The following is a 12728-nucleotide window of genomic DNA, read 5'->3' on the forward strand; positions in this document are numbered from 1 at the left end:
GGACGTTCCATGCCGGACCCGAACCCGGACCGGAGACGCCATGACACGGCGCGAGATCGTCACGCCCGAGGAACTGCGCGGCGCCATCCGTCGCGTGGTGGACGACTACGAGGCCTTCGTCGCGCGCGGGCCATCCCCCGGCACGCATGACGATGCCAAGGCCTTCGCCGCGCATCACAGCGCGGCAAAGTCGGCCCTGACCCATCTGGAATACCTGCTGAAGCTCGTCCGCTCCGCCGGTGCCGGGGAGGAGCAGGGCGTGGCGGAGGCCGGCGCGTTGCTGCGGCAGGCCCGCAGCGCCCTGGTGGAGACCGCCGAAGCCGAGGAGGCATGCGAGGACGATGACGGACCCTCCGGCTGACCTGCTCGAATTCGTCTGGGTCTGGAACAGCCAGGCCGGGCAGGGCACGCCGCCCGTACACCGTCGCGTCCTGCGCTGGCTGGAGGGCCGTCGCGCGGCGGGTGACCACCGGCTGCTGCTGATGGCCTTCCGCGGCTGCGGCAAGTCCACGCTGGTCGGGCTCTACTGCGCCTGGCTGCTGTATCGCCGGCCGGAGACGCGCATCCTGGTGCTGGCGGCGGACCATCCGCTGGCCACCAAGATGGTCGCCACCGTGCGGCGCATCGTCGAGCGGCACCCGCTCTGCCGTCCGCTCGTCCCGGCCTCGCCCGAGGCCTGGGCGGTGGACCGCTTCACCGTCGAGCGGCCGGGCGCGCTGCGCGACCCCTCGATGCTGGCGGCGGGGCTCGGCGGCAACATCACCGGCCTGCGCGCCGATGTCATCGTCTGCGACGACGTCGAGGTGGCCGGGAACTGCGACACCGCCGGCAAGCGCGCGGAACTGCGGGAGCGGCTGGCCGAGACCGAGTTCATCCTGACGCCGGGCGGCACCATCCTCTATGTCGGGACGCCGCACTGCGCCGAGAGTCTCTACCGCACGGCGCAGGAGGGCGAGAGCTGGCTCGCCGGCTATCGCCGCCTGCGCATCCCGCTGCTGGATGGCGCGGGGCGCAGCGCCTGGCCGGAACGCTTCTCCGAGGCCATGGTGGCGCAGCTGCGCGAGCGGGTCGGGCCGATCCACTTCAGCCGGCAGATGCTGCTGCGGCCGGTGGCGGCGGAGGCGGCGCGGCTCGATCCCGCGCTGCTGATCCGCTACGCCGAGGAGATCGACTACCGCGAGGCGCAGGGGCGGCCGGTGCTCAGCCTGCTCGGCCGCCGCATGGTCTCGGGCGGCGGCTTCTGGGACCCGGCCTTCGGACGGCCGGAGCGTGGCGATTCCAGCGTCCTCGCCGCGACCTACGCCGATGCCGAGGGCAACCACTACCTGCATCGCATCGCCTATATCGTGCAGGAGCCGGACGCGCCGGACGATCCGGCGACCCAGCAATGCCGCGCCGTCGCGCGGCTGGCGCGGGAGCTGCTGCTGCCCGTCGTGCGCGTCGAGACCAACGGGCTCGGCAGGTTCCTGCCGGCGGTGCTGCGGCGGGAGATGGCGCGCGCCGGGGCGGCCTGCGCCGTGGTCGAGCAGCACAGCCACCGCGCCAAGCAGGAACGCATCCTCTCCGCCCTCGACCCGCTGCTGGCGGCACGGAAGCTGCACGCGCACGAGCAGGTGTTCCGCACGCCCTTCCCGGTGGAGATGGCCGAGTGGAAGCCCGACGTCGCGGGCACGCGCGACGATGCGTTGGACGCGCTGTCGGGCTGCCTGCTGGCCGAGCCCGTGCGGCTGCCCGGCGCGCCGCCCGCGGCGCGGGGGGCGGGCTGGCGCGGGATCGACGGAACGGTGCCCGCCCTGACTCAATCTTACATGTAAATGTTCTTGTTTTGTTTGCCATGGGGCCGGCCGGCGGCTAGAGAGGGGCTGTCAGCAGGCAAGTTGCGCCCGCGGCCCCGGCCATCCCGACCCCACCCCCCCCGATCGCTCCCCCACGGCGCCGTGTCATCGACCCTCCCCAGGGCCGATGGCGCGGCGCCGTTCCTCATGCTGGCCAAGGAGGGCCGGATGAACCCGCTCGATCTGGAACCCCAGACTCTGGCCACCACCCTGGCCGCGGCCGTCCAGGCGCCGGTCCTGCTCGTCCTGTTCTGGATGCTGCATGGCCTGCGTCGCGGCCTGCCCGGCCCCGGGCCCGACCTCGCCGACCCCGCGCAGCCCCCCCGGGCGGAAGGCGAGGCCCTGGCCCGGACCCGCGACGAACTGGCCGCCTTCAAGCTGGAGGTGGCGCGGACCTATGTGCCGCTGGCCCTGATCCGAGACGTCGACCAGCGCCTCAGCCAGCACCTGCTGCGCATCGAGGAGAAGCTCGACGCCGTCACCCGCGCCGCCACCGTCACCGCCGCCGTGCAGTCCGCCCGCCAGGGCTGGCGCGGCGACGATGCCCGCTGATCCCGCCCCCCGAACGCCCGCCGGACCGAGGACGCCCATGACGCCCATCACCGCTCCCGATCACGCCCCCTGGACCAGCTGCGCCCGGACGCCGCAGGAGGTGCTGGCCATGACCCTCTGGGCCGAGGCCGGCACCCGCCCGGTGCGGGCCATCGAGGCCCTGGCCGCGACCATCATGAACCGGGTCCGCCTGGCCGAGAGCGGGGCGGTGACGCATTGGGGGAAGGGCCTGGCCGCCATCTGCCGCGCGCCCTTCCAGTTCTCCTGCTGGAACCGCAACCACATCCGGCACATGCTGATGCTGGCCATTCCGCCCGGCGACCCCGCCATGGCGATCTGCCGGCGCATCGCCGCGCGGGCGGCGGCCGGGGCACTGATGGACCCGACCGGCGGGGCCACCCATGCGCATGCCACGGAGGAGATGCCCGACTGGGCGCTGCGCCTGCCGCCACTGGCCGAGATCGGCGGCATGCTGTTCTACCGGCCCTCGGAGGGCTAGAATCCCGGGCATGGAGCCCATCATCTACACCATGATCCGGGATGCCGACTGGCGCGAGGCCCGCGCCGCCGGCATCTATCGCGGCAGCGCGGAGGATGCGCGGGACGGTTTCCTGCATTTCTCGACCGCCGCGCAGTTGCGCGAGAGCGCCGCCCGCCACCGCGCCGGCCAGCCGGATCTCTGGCTGGTGGCGGCCGAGGCGGCGGCGCTCGGCGTCACGCTGCGCTGGGAGCCTTCGGGCGGCGCACGCCCCGGCCTCTTCCCGCATCTCTACGGCCCGCTGCCGCTCCCGGCGGTACGCTGGGCCATGCCTCTGCCGTTGCGGCCTGACGGCACGCATCTCTTCCCGGACGAGATTCCCTGAGCGGTCGGGGCGCCCTCACTCCACCTTCAGTGCCGCGCGCAGCTCCGCGGCGCCGGCGGGATCGCACAGGCCCTGCAGCCGCCCCGCCGCCAGCCGGGCATAGCGCAGCAGCAGCGACCGGCGCCGCGCCGGCGGCAGCCGGTGCTCCGGCGCCGGGCGAAGGATCGCCGCCTCCCCCTCATCCGCCACGATCAGGCCGACATCCTCCGGCAGAAGCGCCTGGGGGAAGTCGAGATCGACCGCGAAGAACAGACGGTCGCACCATTCCCGGTATTCGTGCCACTTGGCATCGGTCTGGAAATCGCGGGCGCAGCTCTTCACCTCGATGGCGGTGAAGCCGCCATCCGGCTCCAGCGCCAGGATATCGAGCCGCCGGCCCGTGGGCAGCGGCACCTCCAGCACCGGCGCCCAACCTAGCCGTCCACACAGGCGGCCCGCGGCGCGGCAGACCCGCAGCGTGCGTTCGGGAGGGGTGAGGAGCGGGAAGGGGGAGCCGGACATCCGTTCCATGTTCGCTCTCCGTTCCTTGGCGCGTCAAGCCCGGCTGGTGTAAGAGGAGCCATGGGCGCGGAACCCCCCTTCTGGAAGATCAAGCCGCTGGCGTCGATGAGCCGGGCGGAATGGGAAAGCCTGTGCGATGGCTGCGGCCGCTGCTGCCTGCACAAGCTGCGCGACGAGGACACCGAGGCCCTGGCCCATACCGCCGTCGCCTGTCGCCTGCTCGACATCGACAGTTGCCGCTGCCGCGACTATGCCAACCGCCGGGCGCATGTGCCGGATTGCGTCAAGCTGACGCCGCGACGGCTGGCCGGAATCGACTGGCTCCCCCCCTCCTGCGCCTATCGCCTGGTGGCGGAGGGGAAGGACCTGCCCTGGTGGCACCCGCTGGTCTCCGGCCGGGCCGGGACGGTGCACGAGGCGGGGGCCTCGGTGCGCGGCCGCGCCGTGCCGGAACGCGCCGTGCGTGACCTCGAGGATCACCTGGCCGACTGGCCGGGGGAATGGCCGGAGGAAGGGTCCGGGCAGGCGCCGACCGCCGGCCCGGCAACCGCCAGCCCGGCAGAAGAGGAGAAGCCCTGATGCGAAACCCCGCCCCCTCCACCCGCCGCCACTGCCGCGCCGCATGAGCGAGCCCCTGCGCTGCCGCGCCCCCGCCATCGCCACGGTGCAGATCGACACCTCCGACCTGCGCGTCACCCGCTGGGACTTTCCGCCCGGCTCCGAAACCGGCTGGCACCGCCACGGCTGGTCCTACGTGGTGGTCCCCGTGCTGGCGGGGCAGATGACGCTGGAACTGCCGGGTGGCGAGACCGCCAGCGTCACCCTGGTGCCCGGCGTCTCCTACGAGCGCAAGGCGGGCGTGGAGCACAACGTCATCAACAACGGCGATGCGCCTTTCGCCTTCGTCGAGATCGAGATGAAGGCCTATCCGGGCTGAAGCGGGGCGGGGATGGGCTTCTCTCGCCCGCCCGGGCTTCCTAGATTGATCGCGCACAACCCCGGCAGTGAGCGGAGCGGACCACGCCTCATGGCGCAGAGAGAGTATTTGTCGTCCCCCCACTCCCGTCGCGACGTGACCCCTCTCCCGGAACTCCCCCCCTCCGGCCCGTCCTGCCGCGCGGGGCGGCCGGCGCCATGAAGCAGCCGGATTTCATGGCGCTCCTCGACGCGGCGCCGCACCCCTACATGGTGCTCGATCCCGAGCTGACGCTGGTCTGGGCGAACCGCGCCTATCTCTCGGCGACCGGGCGCAGCGCCGCCGACATCCTGAATCGCAACCTTTTCCAGGCCTTTCCCAGCGGGCCGCACGACGCGGGTGGCAAGGCCGAGCGCCAGCTCCGGCAATCCCTCGGCACCGTGCTGGAAAGCCGGACGCCGCACAGCATCGCCCTGATCCGCTACGCCATCCCGCGGGAGATGGCCGGGGGCGTGGTCTTCGAGGACCGCTACTGGAGCGCCACCCACACGCCGGTGCTGGACGCCAGCGGGGAGGTGGCCTTCATCCTGCAGCAGACCGACGACGTCACCGAACTCCGGCGCTCCCGCGCGGCCCGCGTGGATGAGCAGGATCGTCCGGCGCGGCTGAGCCGCAGCCTGCTGCGGCGGGCGGAGGTGGTCCAGGAGGTCAACCTCGCCCTCGACGCCGAGCGCAGCCTGCTGCACCGCCTGCTCGAGCAGGCCCCCGCCTTCGGCGCCTTCCTGCGCGGTCCGGAGCATGTCTTCGAGATCGCCAACCAGGCCTATCGCCACCTGGTCGGCCGTGACGACCTGCTGGGCAAGCCGGTGCGCGCGGCGCTGCCGGAACTGAAAGGCCAGCCCTTCTTCGATATCCTGGACCGGGTGTACCAGACCGGCGAGGCCTTCAATGCCCGCGCCATGGGCGCGCGGCTGCGGCAGCAGCATGATGGCGAGCTGGCCGATCTCTATCTCGATTTCATCTACCAGCCGATCCTCGACGCCGCCGGGCAGGTGAGCGGCATCTTCGTCCTCGGCTACGACGTCACCGAGCAGCACCGCACCGCAGCCGAGCTGGAGCGCTACAAGGACCGGCTCGAGGACATGGTGCGCAGCCGCACCCGGGCGCTGGAGGAGAGTGAGGCGGAGCGGCGGCGAACCGAGGTGGCCCTGCGGCAATCGCAGAAGATGGAGGCGATCGGCCAGCTCACCGGCGGTGTCGCGCACGACTTCAACAACCTGCTGCAGATTCTCAGCGGCAACCTTCAGCTGCTGCAGCGCTCGCTGCTGACGGCCGAGGATCAGCGCCGGCTGGAGATGGCGCTCGGCGCCGTCGATCGCGGCGCGAAGCTCGCCTCGCAGCTCCTGGCCTTCGCCCGCCGCCAGCCGCTCGAGCCGCGCGCGGTCAATCTTGGCCGGCTGGTGCGCGACATGGACGACCTGCTGCGCCGGGCCCTGGGCGAGGCGATCGAGCTGGAGACGGTGATCGCCGGCGGGCTGTGGAACACCCTGGCCGATCCCGACCAGGTGCAGAACGCCCTGCTGAACCTCGCGGTCAACGCGCGCGACGCGATGGAAGGTGGCGGCCGGCTGACCATCGAGGCCGGCAATGCCATGTTGGACGACATGTACGCCCGGCAGCATGACGACGTGAAGCCGGGGCAGTACGTCATGCTGGCCGTCTCCGACACCGGCAGCGGCATGCCGCCGGAGCTTCTGGAGAAGGTCTTCGAGCCCTTCTTCACCACCAAGCGCGAGGGGCGCGGCACCGGCCTCGGCCTCTCCATGGTCTACGGCTTCGTCAAGCAGAGCCACGGCCACATCAAGATCTATTCCGAGGTCGGCCAGGGCACCACGATCCGCCTCTACCTGCCGCGCAGCCACAATGCCGAGGAGGCCGTGGCGCCGGCGGTGCCGGCCTCGCTGGAGGGCGGCAGCGAGACCATCCTGGTGGTCGAGGACGACCCCGTGGTGCAGGCCACCGTCGTCGATCTGCTGGGCGATCTCGGCTATACCGTGCTTCGCACCTCGGACGGGCAGAGCGCGCTGACGCTGGCGCGGAGCGGCGTCGCCATCGATCTCCTGTTCACCGACGTGGTGATGCCCGGCCCGGTGCGGGCGCCGGATCTGGCGCGGCAGGTCCAGACCCTGATGCCGCACTGCGCCGTGCTCTTCACCTCCGGCTATACCGAGAACGCCATCGTCCATGGCGGCCGGCTGGACCCGGGCGTGAACCTGCTGTCCAAGCCGTACCGGCGCGAGGATCTGGCGCGCAAGGTCCGGCACACGCTGAACAACCGCCGCCAGGCCCTGGCCGCCGCCGCCCTGCCGCGCGTGCAGATCCCGCCCGCCGCGCTGCCCGCCGCCGCGGGGACCTGGCGCGTGCTGCTGGTCGAGGACGATCCGCTGATCCTGATGGACAGCGAGGACATGCTGTCGGCGCTCGGCTGCCGCGTGGTGGGCGTGCGCGACGCGCCAAGCGCGCTGCGGGAGATGGAGCGGCAGGAGTTCGACCTGCTCTTCACCGATATCGGCCTGCCCGGCATGTCCGGCCCGGAACTGGCGCGGCTGGCCCGCGGGCGGCGGCCGGGGCTGCGGATCATCTTCGCCTCCGGCTATGGCGCGGCAGCGGCGGCCGAGATGCCGGACGCCCTGGCGCTGACCAAGCCCTATGGCCTGCGCGAGCTGGAAGCGGTGCTGCGCCGCGCCATGTCCTGAGCGGCGCCGGCGCCGGCGACCCCATGGCGGCGCCGCGGCGGGAGACGGTGCTGTTGCGGCCGGCCTCCGGCGCCGCCCGGCCCTGCCCGCTGGAGTGGCGGGCCTCGCCCCGCGCGCGGCGGATCACGCTGCGGCTGGACCCGGTCTCCGGTCATGCGGTGCTGACCCTGCCGGCCGGCCTGTCCGCCGGGGCCGGGCGCCGCGCCGGCCTCGCCCTGCTGCGTCGCCATGCCGACTGGATGGCGCTCCGCCTCGCCGCGCTCGGCCCGCCGCTGCGGCTGGCGCATGGCGCGGTGGTGCCGCTCGCCGATGCGCCGCATGCCGTGCTGCACCGGCCGCTGGCGGCGCCTGTGGCGGTGCTGCGGCCCGGCCGCATCCTGGTGGGCGGCGCCGCCGAGGGGCTGGCCGGGCAGGTGCTGGCGCTGCTGCGGCAGGAGGCGGGGCGGCGGATTGCCCTGCATGTCCGGCGCCATGCCGGCGCCCTCGGCGTCGCCCCGCGCGCCATCCGGCTCAAGGACCCCCGCAGCCGCTGGGCCAGTTGCACGGCCGGCGGCGTCCTGGCCTTCTCCTGGCGCCTCGTCATGGCGCCGGACTGGGTGCTGGCCTCGGTGGCGGCGCATGAGGTGGCGCATCTGCGGGAGATGAACCACTCGCCCCGCTTCTGGGCGGCGCTGGCCGGGCTCAGCCCGGATCACGCCGCGGCGCAGGCCTGGCTCCGCCAGCACGGCCCGCGGCTGCTGCGCGTCGGCGCCTGAGCCGCCGGCTTGCGGCTTCACCGCCGTGCCCGGCGCTGCCATACCGGAGGCCTCATCCTCGTCCCGGGAGTTGCCTCATGATCCTTCTTGTCACCGGTGCCACCGCCGGCTTCGGCGCCGCCATCGCCCGCCGCTTCGCCCAGGACGGCGCCCGCATCATCGCCACCGGCCGCCGTGCGGACCGGCTCGAGGCCCTCGCCGGGGAGCTGGGCGCGGATCGGGTGCTGCCCCTGACCTTCGACGTGCGTGACGCCGCCGCGGTGCGCGCCGCCATCGGCGGCCTGCCGGAGGCATGGCGCGACATCGATCTGCTGGTGAACAATGCCGGCCTGGCGCTGGGGCTGGAACCGGCGCAGCGGGCCGATCTCGCCGATTGGGAGACCATGATCGACACCAACGCCAAGGGTCTGGTCGCGGTGACGCATGCCGTGCTGCCCGGCATGGTCGCGCGCAATCGCGGCCATGTGGTGAACATCGGCTCGACGGCCGGCGAATGGCCCTATCCGGGCGGCAACGTCTATGGCGCGACCAAGGCCTTCGTGCACCAGTTCAGCCTGAACCTGCGGGCCGACCTCTTCGGCACCGCGGTGCGCGTGACCGACATCCAGCCCGGCCTGGTCGGCGGCACGGAATTCTCCCGGGTCCGCTTCCAGGGGGACGAGGCCAAGGCCGCCTCGGTCTATCAGGGGACCGAGGCACTGACCCCGGAGGATATCGCCGACGCGGTGCACTGGGTGGCCAGCCGCCCGGCGCGGGTTAATGTCAACACCCTGCAGGTGATGCCGGTCTGCCAGAGCTTCGGCCCGCTCCGCGTGCAGCGCGGCGGCTGAGGCGGCTCAGCCTGGCGGTGACGCCGCCGCCAGGTCGCGAAGCTCGGCCAGCACCAGCCGGAGCTCCTGCTGCACGCCGGCCAGCAGCGCCGACGCGGCCTCGGGCGTGGCCTGGCGCATCGCCAGGCGGGCCTGATGTGCCAGGCGCTGGGCACCGAGGCTTCCTGCGGCGCCCGCCAGGGCGTGGGCACCCTGGCTGAACGCCGCCATGTCCCGCTCGCCAAGCGCCACGGCCATGCGCTCGCCCAGCTCGGCGAGGTCGTGCTCGAAAGTCCGCAGGATGGTCAGGAAGACATCCGGCGGAAGGCCTTCGGACAGAATCGCGACGGTCGTGGGATCAATGGCTTGCACAACTGGACCGTGGCAAAGCCGGAACGTTCGGTCAATGTGTCGGGCCGGCGATTGTGCCGGGCGGGGCGGGGCTTCCGCTACTCGTCCTGATCGCGGCTGCGCCGGGCGCCACGCCAGGCCAGCTGGGCGCCGATGGCGCAGCCGGCCATGGTGGCGGCGGTGCCGATCCCCGACCCCAGCTCGACGGCGCTCGCCACCATCGTCATCACCGCGCCGAAGGCCATCTGCAGGGCGCCCACAAGGCCGGACGCGGTGCCGGCCAGTTGCGGCCGCACGCTGACGGCGGCCGCCACCGCGTTCGGCTGCGACACGCCGTTCCCGAGCGCCACCACCGACATCGGAATGAAGAAGATGACGATGGACAGCGGCAGCAGCGCCTGCGCCAGCACGGCCAGCAGGGCGCCGCCGGTGCTGACGATGAGGCCGAGCCGCAGCATCCGCGCCAGGCCCAGCCGGGAAGAGAAGCGGCCGGCCAGGTAGGAGCCGGCGCCGAAGGCCAGCGAGATCGCCATGAAGGACAGCGCGTAGGCGCGCGGCGTGTGGCCCATCCCCTCCATCAGCACGCGCGGCGCGCCGGCCATGAAGGCGAAGAACAGGCCGGTGGTGCAGGTGGTGATGGCGGCGTAGCAGCGGAAGCTGCGGATGGCGGCGAGCTGGACGAAGGCATGGCCCATGCCGCGCAGCCCCGGCAGCGGCTGCGCGGCGGGCAGGGTCTCCGGCAGGCGCAGGGCCAGCAGGCCGAGAAGGATGCCGAAGCCCACGCAGGCCAGCATGGTGGAGCGCCAGCCGAAGGCCGCCGTCAGCTCGGCGCCGAGCAGCGGCGCCATCATCGGCGCGACCGTCATGCCCATCATGACGAAGCCGATCTTGCTGGCCGCCTGATCGCGCGGGAAGACATCGCGGATGATGGCGCGCACCAGCACCATGCCGGCGCAGCCGCCCGCGGCCTGCGCCGCCCGCGCCACGATCAGCAGGCCGATGCTGGGAGCCAGCAGCGCCGCCAGAGAACCGAGGAGATAGATCGCGAGCCCGCCCAGCAGCACCGGGCGGCGCCCGTAGCGGTCGGACAGCGGGCCATAGATGAGCTGCCCGAGCGCGATGCCGATCAGGTAGATCGTCAGCGACATCTGCACCGTGGTGTAGGGAACGGCGAAAATCCCCGCGAGCAGCGGCAGGGAGGGGATCAGGATCTGCATGCTGAAGGGGCCGAGGCCCATCAGCAGGGTCAGCAGCCAAGTCTTCGGGACGCGGCGGGGCGGCGCCGCGAGACCGCTGGGTGTTTCTTCTTCCTGGACGATATCACGCGGGGACATGGCCCCAGCCTAGGGGCGGGCCGCCCTCCCGGCCAGTCGGGCCGGATCACGATGCATCTTCCCGCCATGCGCCGGGCGCAGCCATGCCCCTGGCCGGAAGCATGGCCGCCCCCGGGCGCCGGCTCCTACCAGCGCAGGCTGCGCAGCGCCGCCATGGGCGCCACGCCTTCCCGCGCCGCCTCGGCGTCGAGCAGCGTCGGCGAGGGATCGGGGCCGAGATTGTCGCCGGCCAGTCCGGTCAGCGCCCAGACCGCGTCCACCCCAATGGCGGCCGCGCCGGCGAGGTCGGTGTGCGGCGTGTCGCCGATGGCGACGATACGGGCCGGCGGCAGGTCGAGCGCCGCCAGCACGGTCTCGTAGACCATAGGGTCCGGCTTGCCGATCTCCATCACCTCGCCGCCCAGCTCCAGGTAGCGGTCGGCGAAGGCGCCGGCGCAGATCAGCCGTTGCCCGCCGACCATCACGGCGCGGTCCGGATTGGTGCAGACCATCGGCAGCCGTGCCGCGGCGGCGGCCTCCAGCATGGGCATGTAGGGCGCGGTGCTCTGCCGCCCATGCGCGAAGTCGGGGCCGGTGTTGAGCACGAAATCGGCCTCCCCGGCGGCGGTGGCCAGGGCGATGTCCAGCCCCTCGATCACCGAGAGGTCGCGCTCGGGGCCGATATGGAAGGCGCGCGTCCCGAGCTTGGCGAAGAAGGGGTGGGTGCGGTCGCGCAGCAGGGTCCAGGCGACCTCGCCGCTGGTCACGATGCCGTCGAACAGCCCGGCGCCCAGGCCCATCTCCTCCAGCGCCGCCTGCACCGTCCAGGAGCGGCGCGGGGCGTTGGAGAGCAGCACGATCCGCCGGCCGCGCGCGCGCAGCTCGGCCAGAGCCTCCGGCACGCCGGGATAGGGGCGCTCGCCATCGTGCAGCACGCCCCAGATGTCGAGGATGAAGCCGTCATGGCTTTCGGCGAGGGGGGCGACGGAGTCCAGGATCTTCATCGGGCATCGGCTCCCACGGCGTCATGGACATGGCGGAAGCCGTCGCGCCGCAGCAGCGCGGCCAGCTCCCGCTTGAGGCGCGGCACCAGGGCGGGGCCGGCATAGGCGAAGGCGGTGTAGAGCTGCACCAGCGCGGCGCCGGCGCGGATCTTCTCGTAGGCCTCGGCGCCGCTGGAGACGCCGCCGCAGCCGATCAGCGTCAGCCGCCCGCGCGCCAGGCCGAAGACGCGGCGCAGCAGGGCGGTGGAAGGGGCGAGGAGCGGCGCGCCGGAAAGGCCGCCGGTCTCGCCCCGGTGCGGGCTGGCGAGGCTCGCGGGCCGGGCGATGGTGGTGTTGCTGACGATCAGCCCGGCCACACCGTGCCCGGCGCAGGTCTCGACCAGGGCGGGCACGGCGTCCTCCGCGAGGTCCGGAGCGATCTTGACCAGCACCGGCGGCTGCCGCGGCGCGGCGGCGCGGGCGGCGGCCACGGCCTCCAGGATGGCGGCCAGCCGCGCCTCGCCCTGCAGGTCCCGCAGCCCCGGCGTGTTGGGCGAGGACACGTTGATGGTGACGTAGTCGGCGACCGGGGCGACGGCGGCATAGAGGGCGGGGTAGTCCCGCTCGGGATCGGCGCCTTCCTTGTTGATGCCGATATTGGCGCCGAGCACCGCCGGCAGCGGCCGCGGCAGCGCGGCGAGCCGGGCGGCGAAGGCCTGGACGCCCTGGTTGTTCATGCCCATGCGGTTGATCACCGCGCGGTCCTCCGGCAGCCGGAAGAGGCGCGGGCGCGGATTGCCCGCCTGCGGGCGCGGCGTCGTCGTGCCGGGCTCGACCAGGCCGAAGCCCAGGCGCATCAGCGCCGCGACGGCCACCGCGTCCTTGTCGAAGCCGGCGGCCAGTCCGATCGGGTTGCGGAAGTCGAGGCCCAGCGCCGTCGTCGCCAGCACCGGGTCGTCCGGGGCCGTGTCCCGGCCGGCGAGGCCGAGGGCCAGGGCCCGGAGCGCGAGGCCATGGGCACGTTCGGCATCGAGGCCGCGCATCAGCGGCATCAGGGCGGAGGCGAGGGCAGGGGTCATGACCGCCCGCTTGTG

15 protein-coding genes are annotated in these 12728 nt (G+C 73.1%); 10 read left to right on the forward strand and 5 right to left on the reverse strand.

Going from position 1 to position 12728, the window contains the following annotated elements:
* Positions 1-40: 40 nt before the first annotated feature.
* From D9598_RS08085 to D9598_RS08105, 5 genes are all read left to right on the forward strand, one after another.
* The gene (locus tag D9598_RS08085; RefSeq protein ID WP_198365945.1) at positions 41-361 is read left to right on the forward strand and encodes a hypothetical protein; all 321 of its coding nucleotides are present in this window, start codon (positions 41-43) and stop codon (positions 359-361) included.
* Positions 342-1814, forward strand: a complete 1473-nt coding sequence (gene terL, locus D9598_RS08090) for a phage terminase large subunit (protein ID WP_198365946.1) — start codon at positions 342-344, stop codon at positions 1812-1814. Before D9598_RS08085 ends, terL begins: the two co-directional genes overlap by 20 nt.
* Positions 1815-2003: 189 nt before the next feature.
* The gene (locus tag D9598_RS08095; protein ID WP_198365947.1) at positions 2004-2387 is read left to right on the forward strand and encodes a hypothetical protein; all 384 of its coding nucleotides are present in this window, start codon (positions 2004-2006) and stop codon (positions 2385-2387) included.
* A 37-nt stretch (positions 2388-2424) separates the two neighbouring features.
* Complete coding sequence (locus D9598_RS08100; RefSeq protein ID WP_198365948.1) at positions 2425-2886, forward strand: cell wall hydrolase; 462 nt, start codon at positions 2425-2427, stop codon at positions 2884-2886.
* A 10-nt stretch (positions 2887-2896) separates the two neighbouring features.
* On the forward strand, positions 2897-3250 hold the full coding sequence (locus D9598_RS08105) for a DUF952 domain-containing protein (RefSeq protein ID WP_198365949.1): 354 nt from the start codon (positions 2897-2899) through the stop codon (positions 3248-3250).
* Between the two features lie 15 nt (positions 3251-3265).
* On the opposite strand, the gene D9598_RS08110 is transcribed toward D9598_RS08105, so the two are convergent.
* Positions 3266-3760 carry an MmcB family DNA repair protein gene (locus D9598_RS08110; RefSeq protein WP_304621599.1) on the reverse strand — a complete coding sequence of 165 codons (495 nt, stop codon included), beginning with the start codon at positions 3758-3760 and terminating at the stop codon, positions 3266-3268.
* A gap of 51 nt (positions 3761-3811) precedes the next feature.
* Between D9598_RS08110 and D9598_RS08115 the strand changes: the two genes are divergently transcribed.
* The 5 genes from D9598_RS08115 (at position 3812) to D9598_RS08135 (ending at position 9008) form a co-directional block, all read left to right on the forward strand.
* Positions 3812-4330 (forward strand): YcgN family cysteine cluster protein, encoded by a 519-nt coding sequence (locus D9598_RS08115; protein ID WP_198365950.1) that lies wholly within the window; start codon positions 3812-3814, stop codon positions 4328-4330.
* Positions 4331-4373: 43 nt separating this feature from the next.
* Complete coding sequence (locus tag D9598_RS08120) at positions 4374-4688, forward strand: cupin domain-containing protein (protein WP_198365951.1); 315 nt, start codon at positions 4374-4376, stop codon at positions 4686-4688.
* A 197-nt stretch (positions 4689-4885) separates the two neighbouring features.
* Positions 4886-7423, forward strand: coding sequence for a response regulator (locus D9598_RS08125; RefSeq protein WP_198365952.1), 2538 nt, complete (start codon positions 4886-4888; stop codon positions 7421-7423).
* Between the two features lie 23 nt (positions 7424-7446).
* A complete protein-coding gene (locus tag D9598_RS08130; RefSeq protein WP_198365953.1) occupies positions 7447-8178 on the forward strand; it encodes a M48 family metallopeptidase in 732 nt (243 codons plus the stop codon).
* A gap of 77 nt (positions 8179-8255) precedes the next feature.
* Complete coding sequence (locus D9598_RS08135; RefSeq protein ID WP_198365954.1) at positions 8256-9008, forward strand: SDR family NAD(P)-dependent oxidoreductase; 753 nt, start codon at positions 8256-8258, stop codon at positions 9006-9008.
* A 6-nt stretch (positions 9009-9014) separates the two neighbouring features.
* Here the strand turns inward: D9598_RS08135 and D9598_RS21360 are convergent, their stop codons facing one another.
* The 4 genes from D9598_RS21360 to D9598_RS08155 all read right to left on the reverse strand — a co-directional run bounded on the left by D9598_RS21360 (position 9015) and on the right by D9598_RS08155 (position 12713).
* Positions 9015-9359: an Hpt domain-containing protein gene (locus tag D9598_RS21360; RefSeq protein WP_198365955.1), complete on the reverse strand. Its 345-nt coding sequence runs from the start codon at positions 9357-9359 to the stop codon at positions 9015-9017.
* Between the two features lie 77 nt (positions 9360-9436).
* Entirely contained in the window at positions 9437-10672 is a 1236-nt protein-coding gene (locus D9598_RS08145; protein ID WP_198365956.1) for a multidrug effflux MFS transporter, read from the reverse strand.
* A 125-nt stretch (positions 10673-10797) separates the two neighbouring features.
* Positions 10798-11655, reverse strand: a complete 858-nt coding sequence (locus D9598_RS08150; protein ID WP_198365957.1) for a TIGR01459 family HAD-type hydrolase — start codon at positions 11653-11655, stop codon at positions 10798-10800.
* Complete coding sequence (locus tag D9598_RS08155) at positions 11652-12713, reverse strand: quinone-dependent dihydroorotate dehydrogenase (protein WP_198365958.1); 1062 nt, start codon at positions 12711-12713, stop codon at positions 11652-11654. The genes D9598_RS08150 and D9598_RS08155 overlap by 4 nt, the downstream gene beginning before the upstream one ends.
* Between the last annotated feature and the right edge of the window lie 15 nt (positions 12714-12728).

Source organism: Roseomonas sp. KE0001 (assembly GCF_016107285.1).
Lineage (GTDB): Bacteria > Pseudomonadota > Alphaproteobacteria > Acetobacterales > Acetobacteraceae > Pseudoroseomonas.

Excerpts from the sequence above, each read along its gene's own strand:
- D9598_RS08085 (WP_198365945.1), top strand. The coding sequence starts at position 41 with ATGACACGGCGCGAGATCGTCACGCCCGAGGAACTGCGCGGCGCCATC.
- terL (WP_198365946.1), top strand. The coding sequence starts at position 342 with ATGACGGACCCTCCGGCTGACCTGCTCGAATTCGTCTGGGTCTGGAAC.
- D9598_RS08095 (WP_198365947.1), top strand. The coding sequence starts at position 2,004 with ATGAACCCGCTCGATCTGGAACCCCAGACTCTGGCCACCACCCTGGCC.
- D9598_RS08100 (WP_198365948.1), top strand. The coding sequence starts at position 2,425 with ATGACGCCCATCACCGCTCCCGATCACGCCCCCTGGACCAGCTGCGCC.
- D9598_RS08105 (WP_198365949.1), top strand. The coding sequence starts at position 2,897 with ATGGAGCCCATCATCTACACCATGATCCGGGATGCCGACTGGCGCGAG.
- D9598_RS08110 (WP_304621599.1), bottom strand. The coding sequence starts at position 3,760 with ATGGAACGGATGTCCGGCTCCCCCTTCCCGCTCCTCACCCCTCCCGAA.
- D9598_RS08115 (WP_198365950.1), top strand. The coding sequence starts at position 3,812 with ATGGGCGCGGAACCCCCCTTCTGGAAGATCAAGCCGCTGGCGTCGATG.
- D9598_RS08120 (WP_198365951.1), top strand. The coding sequence starts at position 4,374 with ATGAGCGAGCCCCTGCGCTGCCGCGCCCCCGCCATCGCCACGGTGCAG.
- D9598_RS08125 (WP_198365952.1), top strand. The coding sequence starts at position 4,886 with ATGAAGCAGCCGGATTTCATGGCGCTCCTCGACGCGGCGCCGCACCCC.
- D9598_RS08130 (WP_198365953.1), top strand. The coding sequence starts at position 7,447 with ATGGCGGCGCCGCGGCGGGAGACGGTGCTGTTGCGGCCGGCCTCCGGC.
- D9598_RS08135 (WP_198365954.1), top strand. The coding sequence starts at position 8,256 with ATGATCCTTCTTGTCACCGGTGCCACCGCCGGCTTCGGCGCCGCCATC.
- D9598_RS08145 (WP_198365956.1), bottom strand. The coding sequence starts at position 10,672 with ATGTCCCCGCGTGATATCGTCCAGGAAGAAGAAACACCCAGCGGTCTC.
- D9598_RS08150 (WP_198365957.1), bottom strand. The coding sequence starts at position 11,655 with ATGAAGATCCTGGACTCCGTCGCCCCCCTCGCCGAAAGCCATGACGGC.
- D9598_RS08155 (WP_198365958.1), bottom strand. The coding sequence starts at position 12,713 with ATGACCCCTGCCCTCGCCTCCGCCCTGATGCCGCTGATGCGCGGCCTC.